32 protein-coding genes, 1 tRNA gene, 1 other RNA gene and 1 pseudogene are annotated in these 24921 nt (G+C 72.1%); 17 read left to right on the forward strand and 18 right to left on the reverse strand.

Translation table 11 applies throughout. The annotated features are described in order from the left end of the window. Positions 1-15 precede the first annotated feature (15 nt). Both ABD213_RS10985 and ABD213_RS10990 read left to right on the forward strand, forming a co-directional pair. Positions 16-555: a hypothetical protein gene (locus tag ABD213_RS10985; protein ID WP_344328200.1), complete on the forward strand. Its 540-nt coding sequence runs from the start codon at positions 16-18 to the stop codon at positions 553-555. 132 nt (positions 556-687) lie between these two features. After that, on the forward strand, positions 688-1212 hold the full coding sequence (locus ABD213_RS10990) for a hypothetical protein (RefSeq protein ID WP_344328203.1): 525 nt from the start codon (positions 688-690) through the stop codon (positions 1210-1212). A gap of 8 nt (positions 1213-1220) precedes the next feature. Here ABD213_RS10990 and ABD213_RS10995 read toward each other — a convergent pair whose 3' ends face one another. Genes ABD213_RS10995 through ABD213_RS11015 form a run of 5 tightly spaced genes read right to left on the reverse strand, consistent with a single transcriptional unit; the run spans position 1221 to position 5804 of the window. Further along, positions 1221-1802 (reverse strand): DUF1643 domain-containing protein, encoded by a 582-nt coding sequence (locus tag ABD213_RS10995; RefSeq protein WP_344328326.1) that lies wholly within the window; start codon positions 1800-1802, stop codon positions 1221-1223. A gap of 5 nt (positions 1803-1807) precedes the next feature. Beyond that, complete coding sequence (locus tag ABD213_RS11000; protein ID WP_344328208.1) at positions 1808-3151, reverse strand: FAD-binding oxidoreductase; 1344 nt, start codon at positions 3149-3151, stop codon at positions 1808-1810. A 52-nt stretch (positions 3152-3203) separates the two neighbouring features. After that, positions 3204-3590: a universal stress protein gene (locus ABD213_RS11005; protein ID WP_344328210.1), complete on the reverse strand. Its 387-nt coding sequence runs from the start codon at positions 3588-3590 to the stop codon at positions 3204-3206. A 53-nt stretch (positions 3591-3643) separates the two neighbouring features. Beyond that, the gene (locus tag ABD213_RS11010; RefSeq protein WP_344328213.1) at positions 3644-4606 is read right to left on the reverse strand and encodes a bile acid:sodium symporter family protein; all 963 of its coding nucleotides are present in this window, start codon (positions 4604-4606) and stop codon (positions 3644-3646) included. Positions 4607-4610: 4 nt separating this feature from the next. Further along, positions 4611-5804 (reverse strand): alpha/beta hydrolase family protein, encoded by a 1194-nt coding sequence (locus ABD213_RS11015; protein WP_344328217.1) that lies wholly within the window; start codon positions 5802-5804, stop codon positions 4611-4613. A gap of 85 nt (positions 5805-5889) precedes the next feature. On the opposite strand from ABD213_RS11015, the gene ABD213_RS11020 reads away from it, so the two are divergent. Then, complete coding sequence (locus tag ABD213_RS11020) at positions 5890-6951, forward strand: hypothetical protein (protein WP_344328221.1); 1062 nt, start codon at positions 5890-5892, stop codon at positions 6949-6951. Between the two features lie 405 nt (positions 6952-7356). On the opposite strand, the gene ABD213_RS11025 is transcribed toward ABD213_RS11020, so the two are convergent. Then, positions 7357-7749: a universal stress protein gene (locus ABD213_RS11025; RefSeq protein ID WP_344328225.1), complete on the reverse strand. Its 393-nt coding sequence runs from the start codon at positions 7747-7749 to the stop codon at positions 7357-7359. A 104-nt stretch (positions 7750-7853) separates the two neighbouring features. Between ABD213_RS11025 and ABD213_RS11030 the strand changes: the two genes are divergently transcribed. Both ABD213_RS11030 and ABD213_RS11035 read left to right on the forward strand, forming a co-directional pair. Beyond that, entirely contained in the window at positions 7854-8300 is a 447-nt protein-coding gene (locus ABD213_RS11030) for a type II 3-dehydroquinate dehydratase (RefSeq protein WP_344328228.1), read from the forward strand. Continuing rightward, positions 8297-8659: a hypothetical protein gene (locus tag ABD213_RS11035; RefSeq protein ID WP_344328231.1), complete on the forward strand. Its 363-nt coding sequence runs from the start codon at positions 8297-8299 to the stop codon at positions 8657-8659. Before ABD213_RS11030 ends, ABD213_RS11035 begins: the two co-directional genes overlap by 4 nt. 6 nt (positions 8660-8665) lie before the next feature. On the opposite strand, the gene ABD213_RS11040 is transcribed toward ABD213_RS11035, so the two are convergent. The 4 genes from ABD213_RS11040 to ABD213_RS11055 form a co-directional block, all read right to left on the reverse strand. Then, positions 8666-9274, reverse strand: coding sequence for a hypothetical protein (locus tag ABD213_RS11040; RefSeq protein WP_344328234.1), 609 nt, complete (start codon positions 9272-9274; stop codon positions 8666-8668). Positions 9275-9315: 41 nt separating this feature from the next. Beyond that, on the reverse strand, positions 9316-10035 hold the full coding sequence (locus ABD213_RS11045; protein ID WP_344328237.1) for an alpha/beta hydrolase family protein: 720 nt from the start codon (positions 10033-10035) through the stop codon (positions 9316-9318). A gap of 96 nt (positions 10036-10131) precedes the next feature. Then, the gene (locus tag ABD213_RS11050) at positions 10132-10668 is read right to left on the reverse strand and encodes a LytR C-terminal domain-containing protein (protein ID WP_344328239.1); all 537 of its coding nucleotides are present in this window, start codon (positions 10666-10668) and stop codon (positions 10132-10134) included. After that, positions 10665-11000, reverse strand: a complete 336-nt coding sequence (locus tag ABD213_RS11055) for a type II toxin-antitoxin system VapB family antitoxin (RefSeq protein WP_344328245.1) — start codon at positions 10998-11000, stop codon at positions 10665-10667. The genes ABD213_RS11050 and ABD213_RS11055 overlap by 4 nt, the downstream gene beginning before the upstream one ends. Before the next feature lie 112 nt (positions 11001-11112). Between ABD213_RS11055 and ABD213_RS11060 the strand changes: the two genes are divergently transcribed. Next, positions 11113-11448, forward strand: a complete 336-nt coding sequence (locus tag ABD213_RS11060; protein WP_344328249.1) for a histone-like nucleoid-structuring protein Lsr2 — start codon at positions 11113-11115, stop codon at positions 11446-11448. Between the two features lie 17 nt (positions 11449-11465). On the opposite strand, the gene ABD213_RS11065 is transcribed toward ABD213_RS11060, so the two are convergent. Both ABD213_RS11065 and ABD213_RS15105 read right to left on the reverse strand, forming a co-directional pair. Next, positions 11466-12032, reverse strand: a complete 567-nt coding sequence (locus ABD213_RS11065) for a TrmH family RNA methyltransferase (protein ID WP_425546055.1) — start codon at positions 12030-12032, stop codon at positions 11466-11468. 12 nt (positions 12033-12044) lie between these two features. After that, a pseudogene (locus ABD213_RS15105) lies at positions 12045-12283 on the reverse strand (hypothetical protein); the annotation flags it as partial. Positions 12284-12375: 92 nt separating this feature from the next. Between ABD213_RS15105 and ABD213_RS11070 the strand changes: the two are divergent. Further along, the gene (locus tag ABD213_RS11070) at positions 12376-13113 is read left to right on the forward strand and encodes a PaaX domain-containing protein, C- domain protein (RefSeq protein ID WP_344328256.1); all 738 of its coding nucleotides are present in this window, start codon (positions 12376-12378) and stop codon (positions 13111-13113) included. Next, entirely contained in the window at positions 13110-14747 is a 1638-nt protein-coding gene (locus ABD213_RS11075) for an acyl-CoA dehydrogenase family protein (RefSeq protein WP_344328261.1), read from the forward strand. Before ABD213_RS11070 ends, ABD213_RS11075 begins: the two co-directional genes overlap by 4 nt. A 221-nt stretch (positions 14748-14968) precedes the next feature. Here the strand turns inward: ABD213_RS11075 and ABD213_RS11080 are convergent, their stop codons facing one another. Continuing rightward, entirely contained in the window at positions 14969-15112 is a 144-nt protein-coding gene (locus tag ABD213_RS11080; protein ID WP_344328263.1) for a hypothetical protein, read from the reverse strand. Positions 15113-15237: 125 nt separating this feature from the next. Further along, positions 15238-15322: transfer RNA gene (locus tag ABD213_RS11085), tRNA-Ser, on the reverse strand. 62 nt (positions 15323-15384) lie between these two features. Here ABD213_RS11085 and ffs point away from each other — a divergent pair. Both ffs and ABD213_RS11095 read left to right on the forward strand, forming a co-directional pair. After that, positions 15385-15481: signal recognition particle sRNA small type (gene ffs / locus ABD213_RS11090), an RNA gene on the forward strand. Between the two features lie 54 nt (positions 15482-15535). Then, positions 15536-15943: a DUF4234 domain-containing protein gene (locus ABD213_RS11095; protein WP_344328265.1), complete on the forward strand. Its 408-nt coding sequence runs from the start codon at positions 15536-15538 to the stop codon at positions 15941-15943. Between the two features lie 29 nt (positions 15944-15972). On the opposite strand, the gene ABD213_RS11100 is transcribed toward ABD213_RS11095, so the two are convergent. The 4 genes from ABD213_RS11100 to ABD213_RS11115 form a co-directional block, all read right to left on the reverse strand. Next, complete coding sequence (locus ABD213_RS11100; RefSeq protein ID WP_344328268.1) at positions 15973-17085, reverse strand: acyl-CoA dehydrogenase family protein; 1113 nt, start codon at positions 17083-17085, stop codon at positions 15973-15975. A gap of 7 nt (positions 17086-17092) precedes the next feature. Next, on the reverse strand, positions 17093-18247 hold the full coding sequence (locus tag ABD213_RS11105; protein ID WP_344328270.1) for an acyl-CoA dehydrogenase family protein: 1155 nt from the start codon (positions 18245-18247) through the stop codon (positions 17093-17095). Between the two features lie 123 nt (positions 18248-18370). Beyond that, on the reverse strand, positions 18371-19672 hold the full coding sequence (locus ABD213_RS11110) for a threonine/serine exporter family protein (protein ID WP_344328272.1): 1302 nt from the start codon (positions 19670-19672) through the stop codon (positions 18371-18373). Positions 19673-19728: 56 nt separating this feature from the next. Next, the gene (locus tag ABD213_RS11115; RefSeq protein WP_344328275.1) at positions 19729-20277 is read right to left on the reverse strand and encodes a hemerythrin domain-containing protein; all 549 of its coding nucleotides are present in this window, start codon (positions 20275-20277) and stop codon (positions 19729-19731) included. Positions 20278-20365: 88 nt separating this feature from the next. On the opposite strand from ABD213_RS11115, the gene ABD213_RS11120 reads away from it, so the two are divergent. The 7 genes from ABD213_RS11120 to ABD213_RS11150 all read left to right on the forward strand — a co-directional run bounded on the left by ABD213_RS11120 (position 20366) and on the right by ABD213_RS11150 (position 24710). Beyond that, complete coding sequence (locus ABD213_RS11120; protein ID WP_344328279.1) at positions 20366-20836, forward strand: hypothetical protein; 471 nt, start codon at positions 20366-20368, stop codon at positions 20834-20836. Between the two features lie 21 nt (positions 20837-20857). After that, positions 20858-22351 carry a fused MFS/spermidine synthase gene (locus ABD213_RS11125; RefSeq protein WP_344328281.1) on the forward strand — a complete coding sequence of 498 codons (1494 nt, stop codon included), beginning with the start codon at positions 20858-20860 and terminating at the stop codon, positions 22349-22351. A 68-nt stretch (positions 22352-22419) separates the two neighbouring features. Next, a complete protein-coding gene (locus ABD213_RS11130) occupies positions 22420-22563 on the forward strand; it encodes a hypothetical protein (protein WP_344328283.1) in 144 nt (47 codons plus the stop codon). Between the two features lie 10 nt (positions 22564-22573). Further along, positions 22574-22846, forward strand: a complete 273-nt coding sequence (locus ABD213_RS11135) for an SAP domain-containing protein (RefSeq protein ID WP_344328286.1) — start codon at positions 22574-22576, stop codon at positions 22844-22846. Between the two features lie 22 nt (positions 22847-22868). After that, positions 22869-23855 (forward strand): alpha/beta hydrolase, encoded by a 987-nt coding sequence (locus tag ABD213_RS11140; RefSeq protein ID WP_344328289.1) that lies wholly within the window; start codon positions 22869-22871, stop codon positions 23853-23855. 28 nt (positions 23856-23883) lie between these two features. Next, positions 23884-24483 (forward strand): LON peptidase substrate-binding domain-containing protein, encoded by a 600-nt coding sequence (locus tag ABD213_RS11145; RefSeq protein ID WP_344328292.1) that lies wholly within the window; start codon positions 23884-23886, stop codon positions 24481-24483. 32 nt (positions 24484-24515) lie between these two features. After that, positions 24516-24710 (forward strand): hypothetical protein, encoded by a 195-nt coding sequence (locus ABD213_RS11150; protein WP_344328297.1) that lies wholly within the window; start codon positions 24516-24518, stop codon positions 24708-24710. Positions 24711-24921: the final 211 nt, after the last annotated feature.

Here is a 24921-nt window from a genome sequence, read left to right on the forward strand (position 1 = left end):
GCGAAGGGATGCGTCGTGTGGGCGACGATCGTGACGGTGGGAGTGGTGTTGGTGTCGGCGCTCGCAGCGTGTGGTCCTGGTCCGGATCGTGAGGGCCGTCCGCCTTTGGTGGTCGAGATCGACAGTCGTGAGGACTTCGACGCCGTTCGAGCCGAGGCCGAGGACGTCCTGCAGCAGATGAGAGCGGTAGCCCAGGCCGAGTTCGATGACGTGTCGTCCACCCCGGGGCAGGTCAACAGCATCAAGTGTGAGCTCAAGGGAGCGAACGTCTATGAGTTGAGTGGTCGACTCGCCGTCAGCGTGGCGAGTGAGGACAGCGCTGAGCAGGTTGCCGCGCGACTTGCCGAGGCCTTGGAAACGAAGGGGTTCGATGCCGAGATCTCACCGCAGAACTCGGTCGTCGTCGGCATGACGACCGAGTCGGGCGTGCGGTTCGGAGTCGGGACCGGCGCGCTCGCCCCGTATGCGGGTGACGCCGGCCAGTCGTACGACTTCAACTTCGGGCTCAGTTCCACCTGCATGGATCTGCCGCGCGATGTCGCCGACGAGCTGTAGGTGTCGCTCGTGATCGGGCCTGGTCGTTCGTCCCGCCGCGGGTTCTCGTCGTGCTCTCGTGGTCGGTCGGGGATCATCTCGCGCTCTGGACGTCCGCCGGGACCACAGCAGCGTGTCGCCAGGGTGCCTGTGGTGATGTTCGTCGTGGCGCTGATGTCGGCGTTGGCGGCGTGTGGTCCTGGTCCGGATCGCGAGGGTCGGCCGCCTCTGGTCGTCGAGATCGAGAGTCGTGAGGAGTTCGAGGCCGTCCGGGCCGAGGCTCAGGACACGCTCGAGCGGGCCAAGCGTGTGGCGCAGACGGAGTTCGACGAGGACTCCTCTTCGCCCGGCCAGCTCACCGAGATTCCTTGTGCGCTCAAAGGCAGCAACGTCTACGAGCTCGACGGCGGAGTAGGTGTCAGCGTCTTCAGTGAGGACACACAGCAGGAGGTCGCCGCGACGCTCGCCGCGGCCTTGACGGACGAAGGCTTCAACGTGGAGGTCAGCGACGATCGAGCAGTCGGTTTCGTCGTCACGACTGAGTCGGGTGTGCGCCTGGGGGCCGTGTTCGATCCGCCGTCCGTCTACGACGGTGGACAGGGGCAGGCGTACGACCTGAACTTCGGTATCAACTCCACCTGCATGGATCTGCCGCGCGATGTCGCCGACGAGCTGTAGCGGGTCCGTCATCCATCGACGTGCCAGGGGACCGGGACAGTCGATCCCGGAAGGTACAGCGGGTGGCCCGGGTGGCCGCTCGACGTCATCCGTAGGTGGTGCAGGGCATGACCTGCGCCGGTGAGCAACGCATGCACCGCCGGCCCACGGTCGTGAAGGGCGCCGTGCACGCCCCACGCGGCGACGACGAGGTCAGCCGCGTCGGCGGCCGCGAGGATCGCATCGTTGTTGCCGGGGCCGACCGGGTCGGCGACGGTGCGCAGCGCGCGCGGGTCGGTCGAGCGGTGGGCGAAGATGTTCACCACCTCGAACGAGCCGTGGCCCCAGTCGAGCGCGAACCGGTGGCAGCGCGTCACCGTCGGGTCGAGCACGTGGGCGCTCGCTGTCGACGGGTTGAGCATCACGAAAAGGCACCGCGGAAGCGTCAGGTCCCACACTCGCGACAGTCGGTAGCGATACTGCCCCGCCTTGTCGTAGGTGGCCGTCGCGAGGCCCTGCGACCCGTCGGCCGTCTCGACCACCGGACCGACAGGACGGGCCGCGACGACCGGATCCGGCGGCGGGGGCGAGACGTAGCCGTTCCCGTCCACGCTGATCAACTGAGCACGCTGCCCGGGTTCAGCCGACCGTGGGGGTCCAGCGCGGCCTTCACCGTGCGGTGCACGTCGAGGGCGACGGGGTCGAGCTCGCGCGCGAGCCATCCCGACTTCAACCGGCCGACGCCGTGCTCGCCGGTGACGGTGCCGCCGAGCTCGAGGGCGAGTGCGGTGATCGCGTCGAAGGCGCGCCGGGCGGCGGCCAGGCTGTCGGGGTCATGGCGGTCGAAGACGATCGTCGGGTGCATGTTCCCGTCGCCGGCGTGCCCGAAGACGCCGATGGTCAGGCCCACGTCGTCCGCCACCTGCGCGATCCCCTCGACCAGCGCGACGATCGAGCGCCGCGGAACGCAGACGTCGTCGAGCAGCCAGTCGCCGAGCCGCTCCATAGCCGGCAGCGCCTGGCGTCGGGCCTCCAGCAGCTGCGCGCCCTCGTCGGCATCGGTCGTCACGACCACGTCGACCGCGCCGGCCGCCTCGCACGCCGCCTGCACGGAGTCGATCGCAGGGCCGGGGTCGGGCAGGTCGGACTGGACGAGCAGCATGGCCTCGGCGGCCAGACCCATGCCGGTGTGGGCGTCGATCGCGGCCAGCGTCGTGGCGTCGAGCAGCTCCAGGAGGGAGACGTCGGTGCCGTCGCCAGTGATCCGCTCTACCGCGCGACCGGCGTCGGTCAGCGAGGCGAACGTCGCCACGACGGTCGCCGGTGGCGGGGGAGCGGGCAGCAGTCGCAGCGTGATCTCCGTGATGACGCCGAGCGTGCCCTCGGAGCCGACCAGCAGGCTGGTCAGGCCGTAGCCTGCGACTCCCTTGACCGTGCGCCGGCCGGTGCGCATGACCCGCCCGTCGGCGAGCACCGCCTCCAGGCCCAGCACGTAGTCACCGGTGACGCCGTACTTCACGCAGCACATGCCGCCGGCGTTCGTGGCGACGTTGCCGCCGATCGTCGAGGTGGCGACGCTGCCGGGGTCGGGCGGGTAGAACAGGCCGAGGTCAGCGACCGCGGAGCGCAGGTCGGCGGTGACCACGCCCGGCTGCATGACGGCCAACCGCTCCTCCACGTCGATCGCGACGATGCGGTCGAGCCGGCGGGTGCTGAGCACCACCGAACCGTCGGGTGCGTTGGCTCCTCCGGCGAGTCCCGTCCCGGCGCCGCGCGTGACGACCGCCAGTCCCGCGGATGCCGCGGCGCGCAGGCACGCGACGACCTCGTCGGTGCTGCGCGGCGAGAGCACCGCGAGCGGCAGCCTCCGATCCACCAGCTGGGCCTCGTCGTGGGCGAAGCCGGCGACGACGTCGGAGTCGGTCTGCACCACCGCGGCGGGCAGCTCCTCGAACGTCACGTGCCCGATCGTGCCACGCGCGCCGCGGTGGCGTGCGTCGGCGCAGCGTGTGTCAGCGTGGGGCCTTGACCGCCACGACCGGGCAGTCGGCCTCGAGCAGGACGCGCTGGGACGTCGAGCCGAGCATGATCTTCCCGACCGGTGAGCGTCGACGCTGGCCGATGACGATGAGGTCGGCGTCGTGGCGCTGGGCGTTGTCGAGGATGGAGTCGGGGGCCCCGCTGGTGCCGATGAAGTGCACCACCTCGCCGTCGACGCCGGCCGTCGTCAGCGCCTCCTCGAGCTGGGAGACGACGGCTTCCGACGACACGTCGGGGTCCGGTGAGCTCGACGCGACGGCCACGATGCGCGACCCGGTGAGGCGTGCGTGCTCCACCGCCCAGTTCCACGCGGCGTCTCCCTCGGCGGTGACGACGTACCCGACGACGATCGTGCTCATGACGGACCTCCCTCTGTGTGACTCCTACGGTAGCGGCAGGACGACCCCGATGGTCAGGTCGAGCGGTCCGCATCGCTCGCCGCCGTCTGCGTCCGGACCGGCCGGCGTGACCAGTAGCCCGCGAGCAGCGACCCGGACACGTTGTGCCAGACGGAGAACAGGGCCGCGGGCAGGGCAGCGGCAGGCGTGAAGTGCACGGTCGCCAGTCCGGCGGCCAGCCCGGAGTTCTGCATGCCCACCTCGATCGCCACCGCCCGGCGCGCGGTCTCGTCGAGCCCGACGACGCGCGCGGTGACGTAGCCGAGAAGCAGGCCGAACCCGTTGTGCAGCACCACGACCACGGCCACGAGCAGACCGACCGAGAGCACCGTCTCGGCGCTGCCGGCGACGACGGCCAGCACCACCACGGTGATGCCGACGACCGACACGAGCGGCATGGCGGGCAGCACCCGTTCGACGGCGCGCGGCACGGTCAGGCGCAGCAGGACCCCGAGCACCACGGGGACGAGGACGATCTGCAGGATCGAGACCAACAGCCCGCGGGCGTCGACCGGCAGCCGGTCACCGGCCAGCCACAGCACGAGCAGGGGCGTCAGCAGCGGGGCGAGGAGCGTCGAGGCGGTGGTCATCGCCACGGAGAGGGCCGTGTCGCCACGTGCCAGGTAGACCATGACGTTCGACGCCGTCCCGCCGGGCGCGGACCCCACGAGGATGACGCCGACGGTGAGCGCCGCCGACAGGCCGAACACCGTCGCCAGGGCGAGTCCGACGAGGGGCATGACGACGAACTGCGCCACGACACCGACGGCGAGCGCTGCCGGCCGGGACGCCACGACCGCGAAGTCGCGAGGGCGCAGCGTCATGCCCATGCCGAGCATGATGACGGCCAGCAGCCACGGGACCGCCGGCGTGATCGTCGTGAACGGCTCGGGTCGCCAGACCGCGACCGCTCCGGCCAGCACCACGATCGCCGGAAACCACGTCCCCGCCCGACGACTCACTGTCTCGAGGTCCATCCCCTCACCGTAGGTGCTCGACGAACCACCCCGTGGTGAGGTCGCGTCCGACGAGGTCGCCGAGCGACAGCGTGCCGAGGCCGCCGCCGGTGGTGTGCTCCTGGCCACGCAGCTCGACGTAGCGCGTCAGGGTTCCGGCGTCCGCCGACGCCTGCGCGAACGCACGCACCGGTCCGGGCAGGATGAGGTGGTCCGCCGATCCCTGGTAGATCAGCAGGGGTGCACCGTCGGCGCTGACGTGGTTGACGGAGTCCGTCAGCGCGTACCGCTCGGGGAGCTCATCTCGCGGCCCGCCGATGTAGCGGTCCCCGAAGCCGCGGCCGAGTGCGGAGTCCTCGTACGCGGCGCCGCCGTCGACCGCCGGGTACCCCGTGACCACGGCACCGACGTCCGGGAGGTCGTCGGCGGTCCGGCACGACGGGTCGAGCTCGCCCAGGACGCCGAGGTTCGCGGCGTTGACGGCCAGCTGGCCACCGGCGGACTCGCCGAGGGTGCCGACCCGGGTGGGGTCCAGCCCGGCGGCCACGCCGTCGACGCTGATCCACGTGAGGGCACACCCGACGTCCGCGACCGCGGTGTCCCACGTCTGCCGGTCCGGCGAGGCGAGTCGGTACGTGACGTCGAGGACGGCGAAGCCCTCCGCCAGCAGCGGCGTGAAGTAGGGACTGGGCGCCTTGCTGCCGCTGTCGAACCCGCCACCGTGCACACGGACCACCACGGGCGCCCCGCCCGGTTCCGGGTCGTCGGGCAGGTACAGGTCGGCGAGCAGGTCCTCGTCGTCGCCGACGGTGCCGACGACGACCTCACGGTCCGGTGTCGGCGTGGGGTCCAGGAACGGCACCGAGGGGGAGACGACCGAGACGTCGGCACCCTCCTCACGCGCCTGCGCGACCTGCAGGCCGTGCAGCACGACCGAGGACCCGAGGGTGACGACCGCGACCACCGTCGCGGGCCTGCGCCACGGCGACGTGCCGTCGCGCGGTCCCGTGAGCACGGCCAGGCTCAGCAGCAGGGCAGCGGCGACGACGACCCAGAACCCGAGCGCGTCGCGGACGACGCCGAGGATGATGACCGCGTACTGGCTGGGCCACCACTGCAGGACCGGCACCCACCACGACGGCGGCGTCCAGGCCAGCAGCTGGCCCGCGGCCACCACCGCCAGCAGCAGCACGACCACGAGTCGTCCCAGTCTGCGCACGTGCTCTCCCTCCATCGACGACGGCTCGCGACGCTACCGGTCCGATGCGGGGTGCGCGCGTCGGGCGGGCTCCTACGCTGGAGCGATGACCTCGACCGGCTTCTCCCTGCGCGTCGACGTCGGACCGCCGGCGCCCTCGCGCTTGCGGCGCGGCATGGTCAGGGTCGGTCTCGCCGGGGTCCTCGCGGACCTCGACCGCGTCGCGACCCGGGTCGAGGTGCCGGCCGAGGCGGCGGCGCAGGGCTTCGCCTGGGACGAGCGCGACCAGCGCACACAGCGGTGGTACCCGCAGGGGATCACGACGAGCGCCGACGGTGGAGCGAGCGGGTCGACGCTGCTGGCCAGCTGGTACGGCAAGGGCCTCGTGGGACGGTGGCTCGGGTCGCGCGTCACGGTGGTGGACGACGTCGATGCCGACGCCCCGCGGTACCGGCACGTGCTGCTCGTCGAGCCCCGCCCCGGTCGACTGCGGCGGCGGCCGTGGCGGCGGTGGCGTCCCGTGCGCGTCCACGCAGGGGGCATCGTCTGGTACGGACCGCACCTGTTCGTGGCCGGGAGCGCCTCGGGGCTGCGGGTCTTCCGGCTCGACGACGTCGTCCGTGTCCGGTCCCGCTGGCGCACGGGTGGCCACCGGTACGTCCTCGTCCAGGCCGGCCGGTGTCACCCGTCGACGTCGGCCGGGACCCGGGCGATGACGTACTCGTTCCTCTCGCTGCAGCGCGAGGCCGCCGGCGACCACCTCGTCGCCGGCGAGTACGGACGCAAGGACGCTCCGTCGCACCGCCTCGTGCGCTTCCCCCTGGACCGCGGCACCCACCTGCCGGGCGGCGGGGACGGCTCGACGCGTCCGGTCGAGATCCACGAGCGTCAGGTGCCGCGGATGCAGGGTGCCGTCGTCGCCGATGGTTCCTGGGTCCTCACGTCCAGCAACGGCGAGGGGAACCCCGGTGACCTCTGGGTCGGCTCGCCCGGCGCCTTCCGCCGTCACCGCGGCGTCCTCCCCACCGGTCCGGAGGACATCACGTGGTGGCCCGAGCGCGGGCAGCTGTGGACGCTCACCGAGTGGCCGCGGCGACGCTGGGTGTACGCCGTCGACCCGCGGCGCTGGACCGACGTCGATGCGGGCGGGAACGGAGACAGCCGGTGACGTCGCGCTTGACCCCGGGCGTGGTCGAGCATCTGGGGAAAGGGAGAACGAGCGAGACACGCCGAGAGGTCGTGACGAGCTCATGTGGTCCGGGTTGGGAGACCTGGCCGTCAGGAGAGGGAGACTCCGCATGCACGCCACCACCCGGTGGCGCGATGTGACGTCCGCTCAGGGAGCGGTGGACGTCAGCAGCGCGCGCGATGCCGCCGCAGGATCGTCGTCGACGACCCTGCCGGGCGAGTCGTGCGCCCAGACCCCCGACGTCGCCGTGGGGGCGGCTCCCACGGTGCGTCAGCCCAGTGGCGACGCACCGGCCACCAGGCCGGCCTCGAGATCGGTCAGTGCGGCGCTGCCCCCGGTGTCCCGTCGCGCGGCATCGGGGGTGGCCGCGCCGCCGCGGCACCCTCAGCGTGGCTTGACCGCGACCACCGGGCAGTCGGCCTCGATGAGGACGCGCTGGGAGGTGGAGCCCAGCACCAGCTTGCCGACGGGGGAGCGTCGACGCTGACCGATCACGACGAGGTCGGCGTCGACGCGGCGGCTGTGGTCGAGGATCGAGTCGGCGGCGCCGGCGGCGGGGCCGTGGAAGTGGAAGACCTCGTTCGCGATGCCCGCGCCGTCGAGCCGTCCGCGCAGGGCGTCGATCTCCTGCTCCTCGGAGACGCCGACCTCGGCGGCGGCGCCGGTCGTGGCGACCACGACGAGGCGAGCGCCGCTCTGCGCGGCATGGTCGATGGCCCACTCGAGCGCGGCCTCGGCCTCGGGGGTGGACACGTAACCGGCGACGATCGTCGACATGGCAGACCTCCTGGTGCGGCTGTCCCCAGCCTAGGGGAGCCGGGGTGAGACGAGCGCCGAAAGGTCGCGCGGTCCGGCCCCGTGCCGGTCGGTACCGTGGGCGGGTGACGGAACGCCGCCTGCTGCTGGTCAACGGACCCAACCTGAACCTCCTCGGCACGCGACAGCCGGACGTCTACGGGACGGCCACCCTCGACGACGTCGTGGAGTCGGTCATGTACACCGCCGACGAGCGCGGCTACGCCGTGCGTGCGGTGCAGTCCAACCACGAGGGCGTCCTCATCGACGCGATCCACGAGGCACGCGAGGACTGCGCCGGCATCGTCATCAACCCCGGGGGCCTCACGCACACCTCCGTGGTCCTGCGCGACGCGCTCCTCGCGGTCGACCTGCCGGTGGCGGAGGTCCACGTCTCTGACGTCGCCTCGCGCGAGGAGTTCCGGCAGCACTCGTACGTCTCGGACATCGCGACCGTGGTGGTCGCCGGGGAGGGCGTCGCCGGCTACGCACGTGCTGCCCTCGCGCTCATCGAGCACCTGGAGAAGGCGTGAGCGGCCCCCACAAGAAGCAGCTCGCCGTCGTCCGGCGTCTGCGTGTGCCGACCGCGGACGCCGGGTGGGCCGAGCTGCACGAGTTCGCCGGGACCTACGACGCGTCGTTCTTCGTCTCGTCGTCGATGGGGCAGGTGGCCGCGCTCGCCTACCGCCCGGTGTTCCAGGCGGTCGACGCGGGGACGCTCGGCGGCGAGCTGGGCGTCGACCTGCTCAGGGCGGCGCTGTGGTTCCAGGCACGCTCGGACACGATGTCCGGCGCCGCCGACTTCAGCGGCCCCGAGGTCGAGCGCTTCTACCGGACGGTGTGCGCGGAGCTGCACGCGCGCACCGGGGGCTGGGTCGGCGAGCAGTCCTGACCGTGGTCAGTCGGTGGTGACCGTCCGGTCACGCCTCGCGACGTCTCGTGCGGCGACACCGGGCCGGGTGAGCTGCCATGCCAGCAGCCCCCACCCGGCGGCGAGACCGACCATCGACAGCACGCCCCGCGGTGGGTAGACGTGGGCCTGCCAGTGCAGCCAGGCGCTCGCGATGACGAGGACCCCGCCCGGGACGACCCACCACCCGAGGGCGCGGCTGACGATCCCGACGGACAGGGCGGAGGCGAGGACGAGCGCGACGCCGCCGACGAGCTCGAAGTTCGCGGCGACCGGGAAGATGATGCCGAGCCCGCCCGCCTCGGCGGCCTTGATCGCCCCACCGGCGATCCCGGCGAGCACGTCCAGGGCGGTGTACGCGGTGGCGTAGACGTACGCCACGACGCCCACCACGACCGCGGCGGCGGGGCTCCCCCGCCGGGCCACCAGCCAGGGGCCGAGCGCGACGAGCGGGAAGAGGAAGAGCAGGATCGTGTGGATGAGCTGCCAGTGCTCGGCCATCTCCACCGTCAGCGGCGACGGGTGGCTGAGGCCGACGGCGGCGATCAGCAGCGGGGGCACCGTCACGGGCACCATCAGTCGGTAGCGGTCGCTCATCCGCTCACGGTAGGCCGGTTCGGTCGCCGGTGCCGGTCGACCTAGCGCGCCACCACGTCGGCGATCGTCGCCTCGATGCTCGCCCACGCGTCCGAGCCAGGGTCGATGACGTCGAAGTGGCCACCGTCGACGCGGACCAGTGCGGCGTCGGCACCCGCGGCACGCGCCGCGGCGACGTAGGTCTCGGACTGCTCGATCGGCACGAGGGGGTCGTCGGGGGCGTGGACGCAGCGCACGGGGACGTCGAGCGGCACCTGCCCGAGGGGGTCGACCTCGCGAGAGACCGGCTCGTCACCCAGGAGGTCGCGCACGGCACCACCGCCGAGACGTTCACCGGCGGCGAGGTCGAGGACGCCAGCCTGGGAGACCGCCGCCGTCACCGGGACGCGGACGTCGGCCCACCGCTCGGTGCCGGACCGGCCGGCCGCCCACACGGCCAGGTGCCCGCCGGCGGAGTGACCCAGGGTCACGACCGTCGAGAGGTCGAGCCCGGGGACGTCGGCCAGGGCGTCGATCCCGGCCGACACGTCGTCGAACGTGGCGGGGAAGCCTCCGCCACCGCCGACGCGTCGGTATTCCAGGTTCCACGCCGTCCAGCCGCCCGCGACGAGGGCTGCCGCGAGGGGACGCCCGAGCGAGAGGTCGTACTCCTGGCGCCAGAAGCCGCCGTGGATGACGACGACGACACCGCGGGAGGTCCCGTCCGGTCGGCTCAGCTCGGCCCCCTGGGCGGGGTCGTCGCCGTAGGAGATGGTCTGCACCTCAGGTCCTGGACCTTCTGAGGTCACGCAGGAGGGCAGGGCCGCCAGGCCCGCCGCGGCGAGCCCGAGCCTCAGGACGTCGCGCCGGTGCACCGGTCAGGAGCTCTCGACCTCGACCTCGGGAGCGACCGGCAGGCACACGCTCACCGGCACGTCCGCCTCGACCTCGGTCGTCGCGTCGTCGACGAGGTCCTGGTTCGTGTCGTTGCCGACGATGACGACGATGTTCTCGCTGCTGACGGACCCGGCGGGGGGCACGAACTCGACGTCGCCGAACTGTGCCGCGAGCAGGCGCACCCGGGGGTCCTCCGGTGTGTCGGTGACGATGGTGACACCGTCGGACTCGACCTCCATCGGGCTGTTGCCGACCTGTCCGGGCAGGAAGCCGCGACGCTGCAGGTTGATGCTCACGCGGTTGGCGAGTCCGGCGCGCTGGCTGGCGTTGAACACGTCGACGGGCACGAGCGCGGGGGTGACGGGCTCGCCGACCGCCACGTTCCGGTCCTCGCACGCGTCGACGATCTCGATCTCGGCCGACGCCGTCAGCAGCCGGAAGCCCACCAGTGCGCCGACGACGAGGACCGCGACCGCCCCGAGGACGGTGAGCGGACCGGCGAGGCTGGAGCGGTTCAACGCGGGCTCCCTGTCGGTGGGGTGGGGGTGGAGGCCGAGGAGGCGATGGTGTGGATCCTGGCGTGCAGCATCGCACGTTGCTGCAAGGCCGCCCGGACGGCGCGGTGCAGGCCGTCCTCGAGGAACAGCTCGCCGTTCCAGGCCACGCAGTGGGCGAAGAGGTCGCCGAAGTAGGTGGAGTCCTCGTCGAGCAGGTTCTCGAGGTCGAGCTGGGTCTTCGTGGTCGTGAGGTCGGCCAGGCGCACCTGCGTCGGGGAGATCTCGGCCCAGTCGCGCTGGTCGAGGCCGTGGGCGGGGTACGGACGTCCCTGGGCCACCCTCCGAAAGATCACGCCGCCAGTCTAGACGTCGTCGACCGTCGCAGATCGTGTTGCGGCGCGGCGCGATATCGACTTTCTCTGGTCGGCAATTCGGACTTTCTCGACTTTCCGATAGAGTTCGGCCATGGCGAAGAAGACCATCGAGAAGTTCTTTTCCGATCTCAGCGGCGAGGAGATCGACTCGACCTCCCCCACGGTGTCGTTCGTGTTCGACGGCACGGGGTACGAGGTCGACCTGACGCTCGCGGAGCGGGAGATGTTCGAGAAGGCCGTGGCGCCGTACATCGCTGTCGGACGTCGTGCCGGTCGGCCGGGTCGCAAGGCCTCGTCGGGCGCGTCCACGTCGGGCGGACCCGACGCCAAGCAGGTGCGTGCGTGGGCCCAGGAGCAGGGGCTCGACGTGCCCGCGCGCGGACGCGTGCCCGCCTCGATCATCGAGGCGTACGAGGCCGCCCACTAGCGACCACGACGGGGCGCTCACGTCCAGCGGCGCCGCGCGAGCTCGTAGAGCGCGATCGAGCCCGACGCCGCCGCGTTGAGGGAGCTGGCGCTGCCGGTCATCGGGATCGAGACCACCACGTCGCACGCCTCGCTCCACGCGAGGCTCATCCCGCGGGTCTCGTTGCCCACGACGAGGACGACGCTGCCGTGCAGGTCGGCGTGCGGCAGGAGGGTCTCGCCGCCCTCGTCGGTGCCCACGATCGTGACCTGGCCAGCGCTCGATCGTCGACGGTCCCGCCAGCCCAGGACGGGGGCGGGGTCGTCGACGGCGATCACGGGCAGGGCGAACATGGACCCCGTGCTGGCGCGCAGCGCTCGGGGGTCCCACGGGTCCGCGGCGTGCCCCGTGACGACGACGGCGTGCGCGCCGAGGGCGTCGGCCGAGCGGGCGAGGGAGCCGACGTTGCCGGGACTGGTCGGTCGGTCGAGCACGAGCACGACGGCGTCGTCACCCTCGGGCAGGTCCTCGGGCCCGGCCTGGGGGCGACGGACCACGGCGAGCAGCTCGGGCGCGGACTCGTCCTTCTCCCCGAGCTCGACCATGAGCTCGGTGGCGACGGCGACGACGGGGGCGGCGCTGCGCTCGATCGTCTCGCGCGCCCAGGCCGAACGGCGCGCGTTCGCGTCGACGAGCAGTGCCACCACCTCGACGCCGGCATCGATGGCGACGGTGATCGGCCGAACCCCTGGACGAGCACCTCCCCGGTCCGATGACGCTTCGTGCGGTTGCCCAGCAGGCTCTGCCAGTGCTGGAAGGTCGCGTTCCGTCGGTCGACGCGGCGCGGAGGGCTCATGCTGCGTTCCTACCAGGACGAGGGCCCACCACCGATGCCGGTACTATTACGTTCCGTCGACGTCCGCAAAGACAAGTGTAATACTGAGGTCGATGAACCTCCTGGACACCCCTGCCGTGCGCCCGTTGTCGGCGCGGTCGGTCGCGCTGAGCCTGTTGCTCGGCGCCGGACCGCAGGGCCTGTCATCGCGCGAGCTCGTCGCGCTGGGTGATCGGTTCGGCGTGTCGCCGCCGACGATGCGGGTCGCCCTGTCGCGGCTGGCGACCGGCGGCGACGTCCACGCCGCGAGCGGCACGTACCGGCTGACCGGACGCCACCGCTGGCGCCAGGAGCGCCAGGACGAGTCGCTCCGTCCTCGGACCCGCCCCTACGACGGGTCGTGGGCCATGATCGTGGTCGTCTCCGGGGGCCGCTCGGCCGCCGACCGCGGCGTGCTGCGTCGCGAGCTCACCGCAGGTCGCTTCGCCGAGCTGCGCGAAGGCGTCTGGATGCGGCCCGACACGATCGCGCAGCCGGTGCGCCCGAGCGACACGGGCGTCGTCGAGCTGACGACCCGGCCCACCGACGACCGGGAGCTCGCCGCCCGGCTGTGGCCGCTGCACCCATGGGCGGCACGGGGCCGGTGGCTGCTGGAGCGCACGAACGTCGACGACCTCGCCGAACGTCTCGCCGTCCACGCGGCCATCGTCCGCCACCTGCGCGACGACCCGTGGTTGCCCACGTCGCTGCTCCCCGCCGACTGGCCCGGGGACGCACTCCGACGCGCCGACGCGACCTTCCGCTCCGAGCTGTCCGCCCTTCGACCGTCCCCTGCCGAGGAGAACCGATGAGCACCACCCACGAGGTCACCAACCAGGCGCCGCCGGTGCCCGAGCACGACGCGAGCGACTACCCGGTGTACACCGAGGCGCTGGAGCGGCACGGGGTCGCGCCCGAGGCGCGCGAGCGGGTGCGTGAGGTCGGACGCGCCGCCGGCTCGGCGGAGGCCGTCGAGCTCGGGATCCTCGCCGAGCGGCACCACCCGGTCCTGCACACCCACGACCGCTACGGCCACCGCGTCGACCGGGTCGAGTACGACCCCGCCTACCACGCACTGATGCGAAAGGCCGTGGGCTTCGGGCTGCACGGCAGCCCGTGGGCCTCGGACTCGCCGACGGCCCACCTCGAGCGCGCCACCGCCCTGAGCGCCTGGATGCAGACCGACGCGGGCCACGTCTGTCCGATCTCGATGACGTACGCGGCGGTCCCGGCGCTGCGCGTGGACCCCGCGCTCGCGGAGACCTTCGTGCCCGGTCTCACGACGCGTACGTACGACCCCTCGTTCGTCGCGCCGGCGACGAAGACCGGACTCGTGGCCGGGATGTCCATGACGGAGAAGCAGGGCGGTTCCGACGTCCGCGCCAACACCACGCGCGCCACCGACGCCGGTGACGGCACCTACCGGATCACCGGGCACAAGTGGTTCACGTCGGCGCCGATGTCCGACGTGCTGCTCACCCTCGCCCAGGCGCCCGACGGACTCACCTGCTTCGTGCTCCCGCGGGTCCTGCCCGACGGCACCCCCAACGCCATCGCCCTGCAGCGGCTCAAGGACAAGCTCGGCAACCGCTCCAACGCCAGCAGCGAGATCGAGTACGACGGTGCCGTCGGCTGGCGGCTCGGGCCCGAGGGGCGAGGCGTACGAACCATCATCGAGATGGTCAACATGACGCGTCTGGACTGCACGCTCGGTTCAGCCTCCAGCATGCGCGTCGGGGTGCAGCAGGCCCTGCACCACACGCGCCACCGGCGAGCCTTCGGCGCCGCGCTGGTCGACCAGCCCCTCATGGGCAACGTGCTGGCCGACCTCGCGGTCGAGGCCGAGGCGTCGTCGACGGTCGCGCTCTGGCTGGCCGCCCTGACCGATGACACCCATCGCGGTGACGAGCGCGCGGCAGCCCTGCGCCGCATCGCGCTCGCGGTCAGCAAGTACGCGGTCTGCAAGCGCTCGCCCGGTCATGCGGCGGAGGCGTTGGAGTGCCTGGGCGGAAACGGCTACATCGAGGACTCCGGCATGCCACGCCTGTACCGCGAAGCGCCGCTCATGAGCATCTGGGAGGGTTCGGGCAACGTCGCCGCCCTCGACACCTTGCGGGCGATGGCTCGCCAGCCGGAGTCGGTACAGGTCTTCCTCGACGAGCTGGACGAGGCCGCCGGCGCGGACCTGCACCTCGACGCTGCCGTGCTGCGGCTGAAGAAGGAGCTGAGCGAGCTCAAGGACGCCGAGTACCGGGCCCGCGAGCTCGTGGGCCTGATGGCGTCGACCCTGCAGGGCTCGCTGCTGGTGCGCTATGGCGACGAGGCCGTCGCCGACGCCTTCACGGCCAGCCGGTTGGGCGTCCACGGCACGTCGGTCTACGGCACCTTGCCGGTCGGGGTCGACGTCGACCGGATCCTGCAGCGAGCGGGCGCCGCGGTGGAGTGAGCGCCGTCAGGCGCGACCGTAGAGGGGGGAGCGTGCTGCGCGACCGCCATGTCGCCGGCCGCCTGCGCCTGATCGGCGTTGCCCGGATACCTCGGCAGCGGGAACTCCGGCACGAATCCGCCACCGCCGTCAACCGTCTGCATCGTCCACCCCCGTAAACCGTCGTCGCCCAACAGTGTGCCAGCACGCGTCGGCTCGGACGGCCTTCGTCCGCACCCCGCTCACGCGCCGCCCTGTCTGCGGATCTGCTCGACCTGACGGAGCACCTTCTTGGGGCGGCGGACGTCGACGAAGTAGGCCCGGTCGGCGGTCTCCAGCAGGAGGCGTCTCCAGAGGGAGCGGTGCAGGACCCCTCGTCGAGGCATGCCGAGACGCCTCCACGCTGCCGAAGGCGTCCGACCCGGCGGCGATAAGCCTCCGCCGGCTCGGGCGGTCCTTGACCAGCGTGGCTCTTGCCGGAGCCCGATAGGTCGGGCTTCCAGAGACTCGGCGGAGGATAGGGGATTCGAACCCCTGAGAGCTTTCACTCAACCCGCTTTCCAAGCGAGCGCACTAGGCCACTATGCGAATCCTCCGTCGAGGAGCCTACCTGGCGGCGCCCGGCTTGGGAGCACCGGGGACCCCTGCGTATGCTGGCTCCAGCCCCTCGCGCGGCGACACATCACCCAACTCCCCCAGGGCCGAGAGGCAGCAAGGGTCAGTGAGCTCTGTCGGGTGCGCGAGGGGTCTTCGCACGTCCGGGAGCATTCGCCCCCGTTGCGACGTTCGGACGTGGCAGCATCGCCGACATGAGCCACACCCCAGTCGTTCCTCCGGCCGCTGGACCGCTCGTCCCGGTCGGGAAGATCCGCGGAACCGGTGGATGCATCGTCCTGACGATCGTCACCCTCGGCTTCTACACGTGGTTCTGGTACTACAAGACCCACGAGGAGATGAGGACGCACACCGGCGAGGGCATCGGCGGCCCGATCGCCCTGGTGCTGGCCATCTTCGCGGGCATCGTCATGCCGTTCCTGAGCTCCCACGAGGTCGGCCGGCTGCACGAGCGCCAGGGCCGGCAGGCGCCGGTCTCGGCCGTCACAGGACTGTGGGCGCTGCTGCTCGGTTGGTTCTTCCTCGTCGGCCTGATCGTCTGGTTCGTCAAGACGAACAGCGCCCTCAACGCCTACTGGCGCTCGGTCGGCGCCACCGGCTGACGCCCTGGCCCGCGGGGGGCACGCGACGATCAGGCGATCGGCTCCACGACGCCGTGCTCGCCGACCGACGACGCGAGCACGCGCAGCTGGTCGGACCCGGCACCGAGCGTGTGCTCGATGGCGGTGAGTCGGCTCGTGTAGTGCCCGACGGAGTACTCGGCCGTCATGCCGATGCCGCCGTGCAGCTGGATCGCCTCCTGGCCGATGTGCCGGGCTGCCCGCGAGACCTGCAGCTTGGCGCGGGCCGCGGCCTCACGCGCGCGGTCCGGGTCGTCGGCGAGCACGAGCGTCGCCCACGAGACCGTGCTGCGCACCAGCTCGGCGGAGACGTACATGTCGGCCGCGCGGAACGTCAGCGCCTGGAAGGTGCTCAGCGGCACGCCGAACTGCTTGCGCGTCTTGAGGTACTCGACCGTCTGGTGCAGGGCGACGTCGATCGCGCCGAGCGCCTCGTGGCAGTACGCCACCTGGGCGCGGGCCACGGCGTCCTCGATCGCAGCAGCGGCGTCGCTCGCCTCGCCGAGCGGCGTGGCGGCGGTGCCGTCGAACGCGACGCGTGCGGCACGCAGGCCGTCGTGGGTGCGGTAGCCGGTGCGGGTGGCGGCGTCGCCCTCGACGACGAAGACGCCCGTGCCCCCACCGGGAAGGGCGGCGGTCACGAGGAGCACGTCGGCCCGGGCACCGTGCAGCACCGGCTCCTTGACGCCGTCCAGCGTCCAGGCGTCGCCGTCCTGCGTCGCCGTCACGGGCTTGCCGAGGTCCTCGTGCGCGACGGCGAGGACGAGCGCTCCCTCGGCCAGGCGGCCGATCAGGTCGCTGCGCTGCTCGGCGGTACCCAGCGCGGCGACCAGCGAACCGCCCAGGACGACCGACTCGACGAAGGGCTCGGGCGCGAGCGTGCGGCCGATCTCCTCGGCGACGACGCTCACCTCGACGGGCCCGGCGCCGAAGCCGCCGTCCTCCTCGCTGAACGGCAGGCCGAGCGCGCCGAGCTCGGCGAGGCGGGCCCAGGTCTTCTCGGAGAAGCCAGGATCGTCCTTGACGACCTCGCGGCGGGTCTCGGTGGAGTCGTAGGCCGAGGTCAGCAGGCCACGCACGGCGTCGCGGAGGGCCTTCTGCTCAGAGCTCAGGGTGAAGTCCATGGTTGCCTCACAGTCCCAGGATGGTCTTGGCGATGATCTGACGCTGCACCTCGTTGGAGCCGCCGTAGATCGACGCCTTCCGGTAGTTGAGGTACTGCGGGGTGGCCACGCGGGCCCAGTCGGGGACGTCGGAGCCGTCGGCGGCGCCGGAGGCCAGCGACAGCGGACCGGCGATGTCGACGACGAGCTCGGTGACGTCCTGCTGCAGCTCGGTGCCACGCAGCTTCAGCACCGACGACGCGGGGTGCGGCTTGCCGTCGGCGGAGTCCGCGACGACGCGCAGTGCCGTCAGCTCCAGCGCCAGCAGCTCGTTCTCCAGCTCCGCGACGCGGGCTGCGAGCAACGGGTCCTGCTCGAGGCGGTCGCCGGCGTGCTCCTTGGCCTGGGCCAGGATCCGCTTGGTCGAGCCGACCGGCGCGACGCCGACGCGCTCGTTGCCGAGCAGGAACTTGGCGTAGTCCCAGCCCTTGTTCTCCTCGCCGACGAGGTTCTCGGCCGGGACGCGGACGTCCTCGAAGAACACCTCGTTGACCTCGTGGCCGCCGTCGATGAGCTCGATGGGACGCACCGTGAGGCCGGGGGAGGTCATGTCGATGAGCAGCATCGAGATGCCGGCCTGCTTCTTGGCCTCGGGGTCGGTGCGGACGAGGGTGAAGATCCAGTCGCCGTACTGCCCGAGCGTGGTCCACGTCTTCTGGCCGTTGACGACGTAGTGGTCGCCGTCGCGGACGGCACTCGTGCGCAGCGACGCGAGGTCGGAGCCGGCGTCGGGCTCGGAGAAGCCCTGCGACCACCAGATGTCCAGGTTCGCGGTGGCGGGCAGGAAGCGCTCCTTCATCTCCTGGGACCCGAACTGCGCGATGACCGGTCCGATCATGCTGGCGTTGAACGCGAGCGGCAGCGGGACGCAGGCCAGCTGCATCTCCTCGTGCCAGATGTGGCGCTGCAGCGGCGTCCAGTCCTTGCCGCCCCACTCGACGGGCCAGCCGGGGACGGCCAGGCCGGCGGCGTTGAGGGTCTGCTGGGCGCGGACGACCTGGTCCTTGCTCAGCTCACGACGGGCCGCGACGGTGTCGCGGATGTCCTGCGGGACCTGGGTGGTGAAGAACGTCCGCATCTCCTCGCGGAAATCGGCGTCCTCCTGCGACAGTCGCAACTTCACGGGGTACCTCCGGTCGGGGTGGTCGAGCGGCGCATCGGCAGCGGTCCGTGACTAAGCGACCGCTTAGTCACCAGGGTAGCCCGGTGCGGCCCAGGCGGCCAGTGCCAAACGGCCGCGTGCTGATCACCGTCGTGTGCGGGCCCGCAGCGGGCCGACCAGTCGAGGACCGGACAGCCGACGCTCCAACCGACGGGCCTCCCGCCCGACCGGCTGCGCGACGTACTCCCCGAGCAGGACGCCGGCCGACAGGGCGATGGCGACGCCCCCGGCGGTGATCATCGCCAGCAGACCCGTCAGGTCGTCGGCGCCGAGCAGGGCCAGACCCCGGTAGATGGACAGACCCGGCAGGAGCGGGACGATGCACGAGACGACGATGATCAGCGGCGGTACCCGGAAGGACCGCCCGGCCGCGTAGCTCACGAACCCGATGGCGACGGCAGCCACGGCGGCCGCGGGCGCACGGTCCAGGCCGTTCTGCTGCAGGACGAAGGCCAGACCCGTCGCGCCACCGGCGATGAGTCCGACCGGCAGCAGCACCCGGACGGGGGAGTAGGCCGAGACGGCGAACCCGGCAGCGCAGATGGCCGCACCCCCGACGACCGAGGGCAGCTGGGACAGGCGCGCGGTACCGGGGTCGAGCTGGAAGTCGACCCCCAGCGCGCTGCCGATCCCGAGGCCGAGGCTGACCCCGACGAGGATCCCGATCGTCGCGATCAGCACCTCCATGATGCGCGCGTTGGCGGTGATGTAGAAGCCGGTGAGGGCGTCCTGGATCGAGCCCACGAACCCGAGCCCGGCGAGCAGCGTCACGATCGTGGCCGAGACGACGAGCGACGGACTGAGTGGCAGGGGCGTCGCCGCGAGACCGACGGCGATGAGGGTCGCGAGGAGCGCACCCGCGACCTGCGAGTAGAACAGCGGCAGGCGTCGGCGCTCGAGCCGACGCTGGAGCACCTCGATGCATCCGGCGGCGAGCGCGGCGACGAGCATGACGACCCAGTCGCCACCGATCAGCAGCGCCACCCCCGCGCCCGTCATGCCCCAGGCGAGGGTCACGAGCCAGCGCGGGTACGGCCGACCCGTGGAGGAGATGCGGGCGATCTCGGCCGCCGCGTCGTCCCGGTCGATCCCGTCGACGAGCAGCTCGGAGACCAGCAGGTCGACGGCGGTCAGGTCCGCGTAGTCGATCTCGCGGTGCGTGACGTGGCGCCGCATCGTCACGGGCGCCTGGTCGACAGCCGACTGGTGGCTCAGCGTCAAGGTCGTGAACGTGACGTCGACGAGGGTCGAGCGCAGTCCGAGATGGTGGCAGATCGACGACATCGTCGCGGTGACGTCCGCAGCGCCCGCACCGTTGGACATGAGCAGCTCGCCGATCCTCAGGGCGAGGTCGAGCGTGCGCTGGGTGTCCTGGGCGTCGTTCACGACCTCATTGTGGAGGGGCGTCGGTCGCGCTTCCAGTCGGGTCGACCCGCCCCGGCTCAGTCGTCGATCAGGCCCTCGCGCTCGGCCTGCGCGACGATGCGACGCACGTTCTCGATGCGGCCGCAGTCGGCGTCGATCTGGCGGTTCCGCTCCGCCGCGAACTTCTCGCCGAGCTCAGCCAGGACCCGCGGACCGAGCTCGTCGCGCGCCGGGTTGAGGATGGTCAGCTCCTCCTCCACCAGGTGGTGGTTGACGAGGGCGGACAGGTTCTCGACCGCGTCGGCCCACTTCTGGGTGTCGTCGGAAGCGCACTCCATGACCTCCAGGAGTGCCTCGTTGCCCTCGGCGTGCTCGTGCTCGCCGTGGTCGGCCTCGTCGGCGTCGACCGCCCGACGCTTCTTCAGCTGCGGGTAGACGTGCGTCTCCTCGGCCTCAGCGTGCGCGACGTGCAGCGCAGCGAACGCGGCGAGCACGGCAGGACGGTCGGACTCGCTCGAGCGCAGCTGGCGCAGCAGGTCCTCGAAGCGTCGGTGGTCGTCGAGGATGAGGTCGACGGCGTCGCCGGAGACGGGACGGCCGATGTCGATGGTGGTGTCCTGAGGCATGGCGCTCACGCTAGACCCCGGTGGCACGGCGCGCACGCCCGCGACACGGGGGATGCATGCGCCGAGCGAACGGGGGCACATGTCGCTCATGAGCCTGCGTTCCTACGTCCAGACCCACCTGACCGGTTCCGAGGGCGGCAGTCGTCTGTTCGAACGAGCCGCCCGCGACCAGACCGTCGCCGCGACCCGCGCCGAGCTCGCCGTCCTGCGCGACGAGGTGGTCGAGGAGCGTGAGTGGATGCGCTCCACCCTTGGCGCCCTCGGCGGCAGCGAGCGCAGCGTCCTGCACCTCGCCGCGATCCTCGGCGAGCGGCTGGGACGGCTCGTCCCGCACGGCAGCCTGACCGAGCGGACCCCGATGACGGACCTGACCGAGCTCGAGGCACTGCGGACCGCGGTCTCCGGCAAGCTCGCCGGCTTCGAGGCGCTGCTGCAGGTCGAGGAGCACCACCCCGCGCTCGACCGCACGACGATCGAGGCCTTCCGCGACCGCTCGATCTCCCAGCTCGAGCGACTCGCGCCGCTGCACCACGAGGCCGCTGCCCGCGCCCTGCGCTAGAAGGTTTGCGATGATCGGGCGGTGACGACCGAGGCCCGCCCAGCGCTGAGCGAGATCAGCGCCGCGCTGCTCGTCTTCGGCTCCTCGGCGGCGGTCCTCGTCATCGAGCTGGTCGCGCTGCGCCTGCTGGCGCCGTACCTCGGCCTGACCCTGGAGACGAGCACGACCGTCATCGGGATCGCGCTCGCCGCGATCGCGCTCGGCTCGTGGGCGGGGGGACGAGCGGCCGACGTCATCGATCCTCGACGCGCCCTCGGTCCCCTCCTGGCCGCCTCCGGGGTCGTCGCGGCCGCCACGCCGTTCGCCGTGCGGGGGACGGCCGGCATCGACCCGACGAGCGGGCTCGTGCTGGTCGTCGCGGGCATCACGATCCTCGTCCCCGGCGCCCTGCTCTCCGCGGTGACGCCCATGGTCACCAAGCTGATGCTCACCGACCTCGGCCGCACCGGGACGATCGTCGGTCGGCTGTCGGGCATCGGGACGGTGGGGGCGATCGTCGGCACCGTCGTCACGGGGTTCGTGCTCATCTCGGTGGTGCGGGTCAGCGTCATCCTCGTCGGCCTGGGGCTCCTGCTGGTGCTGGCGGCCGTCGTGGTGGAGGTCCGCATCCGCGGCTGGGTCTTCGGTGTTCTTCCCGCCGCTCTCGTGCTGGTCGGTGGTCTGGCCGCTGCGGTCGCCCCCGGCGGCTGCGACGTCGAGACGACCTACCACTGCGCGTCGGTGGTCGAGGACCCGCAGAACTCCGACGGACGGATCCTGGTCCTCGACAACCTCCGCCACTCCTACGTCGACGTCAGCGACCCGACGTACCTGCAGTTCGCCTACGTGCGGGCGATCGCGGCGTCGATCGACACCCGCTACCCCGGCACGGACCCGCTGCGGGCGTACCACGTGGGCGGCGGCGGCCTCACCCTCCCGACGTACCTGCGCGAGCAGCGTCCCGGGACGCGGAGCGTCGTCTCCGAGATCGACGGTGGCGTGCTGCGCGTCGACACCGAGCTCCTCGGCCAGCGCACCGGTGACGACCTGCAGGTGCGGGTCGAGGACGGTCGGCGCGGCCTGGCGCGTCAGGGCGACGGGACGCACGACGTCGTGGTCGGCGACGCGTTCGGCGGGGTGAGCGTCCCGTGGCACCTGACCACGCGCGAGGCCGTCGGCGAGATCCACCGGATCCTGCGACCCGGCGGCGTCTACGTCCTCAACCTGATCGACTTCGACGAGCTCGGCTTCGCGCGGGCGCAGGTGCGCACCCTGCAGGACACCTTCGCGGACGTCGTCGTGCTGGGTGCGGCCGCGCCGTTCGGGCGACCGGGTGTCAGCGGCGGGAACATCGTGGTCGTCGCCTCCGACGCCCCGATCGACAGGTCGGGCCTCGCCGAGCGCCTCGAGGAGCGCCAGGTGCCGTGGGTCGTCTCGGACGGCCCGGACGTCGAGGCCTGGCTCGGCGACGCCGAGGTGCTCACCGACGACCACGCCCCCGTCGACCAGCTCCTGACGACGACTCCGTCGCGCTGAGCGTCTCGGGTCGCGACCCCCGACGGTCCGTGCGACGGTCGAGAGGTGGACGTCGAGAGGAGAACCCCATGACCATCGCACCCGATGAGCCGACCACCGATCCCGTGCCCGGGACCGAGCCCACGATCTCGCCCAGCGCGCCCGTCCCGTCCAGCGACCCGGACGACGTCCCCGAGCTGCCCGAGCCCGACACCCAGCCCGAACCGGTCTGAGGGGCGCGCCGTGGCCGAGCAGAAGAACAGCGACTCCTCGCTGAAGAACCCCGAGATGTACGAGAGCCTGCGCGAGGACGGCGCATCCAAGGAGAAGGCCGCGCGCATCTCCAACGCCGCCGCCCGCGACGGCGAGGAGGCCGTCGGCGAGCGCGGCGGGAAGGCCGGGTCCTACGAGGACTGGACGGTCGACGAGCTGAAGGAGCGGGCCAAGGAACTCGACCTCTCCGGCTACTCCGACAAGACCAAGGACGAGCTGATCGAGATGCTGCGCAACCACTGAACGCGCCGGTACCCTCGGTCCCGTGCGCGACTGGGAACCCGACGTCCTGGGTGACGGATACGAGAAGCTGACGATCGACCTCGGCGACGACCCCGACGAGGAGGGCAATGTCGTCGCGACGCTCGTGCGCCGCACCTGGTCGGCCGAGCGGGCACCCGAGCGGGCGCTGCTGTACGTCCACGGGTTCAGCGACTACTTCTTCCAGCGCGAGCTGGCCGACTTCTTCGCCGACCGCGGCTACGCCTTCTACGCCCTCGACCTGCGCAAGTGCGGACGGTCGCGCCGCGAGGGTCACACGCCCCACTACGTCTCCGACCTCGCGCACTACGACGTCGAGCTGGACCACGCCTTGTCGGTGGTGCGCGACGAGACCAACGACGCCCCCGTCGTCCTCGCCGCCCACTCCACCGGCGGACTCGTCCTGCCGCTGTGGCTCGACCGGATGAACGCTCGTGCGGGCGGGAGCGCCGCGGCCGGTGTCGCCGGCCTGATCCTCAACAGTCCGTGGTTCGACCTGCAGTCCGGTCCGCTGATGCGCACCGTCGGCACCCAGGCCATCGGTGCCGTCGCCCGGGTCCAGCCCAAGCGCGTGCTCGACCTCCCGCCCACCGACGCCTACGGCACCAGCCTCGCTGCGACCGCCCGCGGGACGTGGGAGTACGAGCTGGACTGGAAGCCGCTGGCCGGCTTCCCCGTCACGGTCGGCTGGATGGCCGCCATCCGCGCCGGCCACGCCCGGCTGCACCGCGGTCTCGACGTGGGCGTGCCCTCCCTCGTGCTCCGATCGGACAAGTCGTGGCGCTCGCGCTCCTGGCGCGAGCAGACCGACGTCTCCGACGCCGTGCTCGACGTCGCGCAGATCGCCCGGTGGGCGGGCTGCCTCGGTGGGCCCCTGTGGTCGATCCCCGTCACCGACGCCCGGCACGACGTCTTCCTCTCCCTCGACGAACCCCGCAAGCAGGCGTACGCCACCGTCGACGCCTGGCTCGAGGCCTTCGCGCTGCGCTGAGGGCGTCCGCCGTGGCAGGGTGGACGGCGTGACCGGACCGCTCGCGATGTTCCCCCTCGGACAGGTGCTCCTGCCCGGCATGCCCATCGCGCTGCGCGTCTTCGAGCCGCGGTTCCTGGCGATGCTGGCGGAGGTCTCCGCCGAGGGCGAGGCGGAGTTCGGCGTCGTGCTGATCGACCGTGGTCACGAGGTCGGTGGCGACGACACCCGCTTCGACCACGCCACCGTGGCTCGGCTCGCCCAGGTCGAGCCCGGTGACGGAGCCGTCGGCATCGTCGCCGTCGGTGGACGTCGCGTCAGGGTGGAGCGGTGGCTCGCCGACGACCCCTACCCGATGGCGGAGGTCGAGACGCTCGTCGACCTCGAGTGGGACGAGTCGCTGCGGGACCAGCTGGACCAGACCGTCGCGACGGTCCTGGACGCTCGCGAGGCGTTGCGGCCCGGCGGCGATCCCGTTCCCCTGGACGCCGATCCGATCACCATCGCCTGGCGGCTCGCCGCCGCCGCGCCCGTCGGACCGCTCGACCGGCTCGCCGCGCTCCGCGCGCCCACGGTGGAGTCGCTGCTCGCGACGATCCGCGACACCACCGCCCAGGTGCTCCTGCTGCACGAGGCCTTCGACGGCTGAGCCCTACGGTGGGACTGCACCACGGCGAACCGATGGCGACGATGCGCCTCGGTGCCCCGGTCGTCTCTGCCGAGCGCATGCAGCTGCGCCGCCTCGCGCTGTTCTGCCCGTGGGAGTCCGAGGACGCCCTCGAGTCGTTCCTGTCCGACGACCCGATCGGCCGTGGACGGCTGGCACGTCAGGCTGCGGTTCCTGCGTCGCTGGGGACACGTCGGGGCGCTGGGTGACCTGCCGGTGGTGGCCTTCACGCTCGCCCGGAGGCGCCTGCCGCGCGTGCCCCGATTCATCCGGTGGGCCGTTCGCGACCGCCGCCGTGCGTCCGCCGCACACCGTCGCGACGTTCTCGACGTGGCGCTCGGCCCGGAAGATGACCGCGATGGTCGCGGGCCGTGACGACGGGTCGCAGGCCGGGCGGCGATGGTCGAGCGGGAGCGGCGG

Origin of the sequence: Aeromicrobium halocynthiae, from assembly GCF_039531385.1 — a bacterium.
Taxonomy (GTDB): domain Bacteria; phylum Actinomycetota; class Actinomycetes; order Propionibacteriales; family Nocardioidaceae; genus Aeromicrobium; species Aeromicrobium halocynthiae.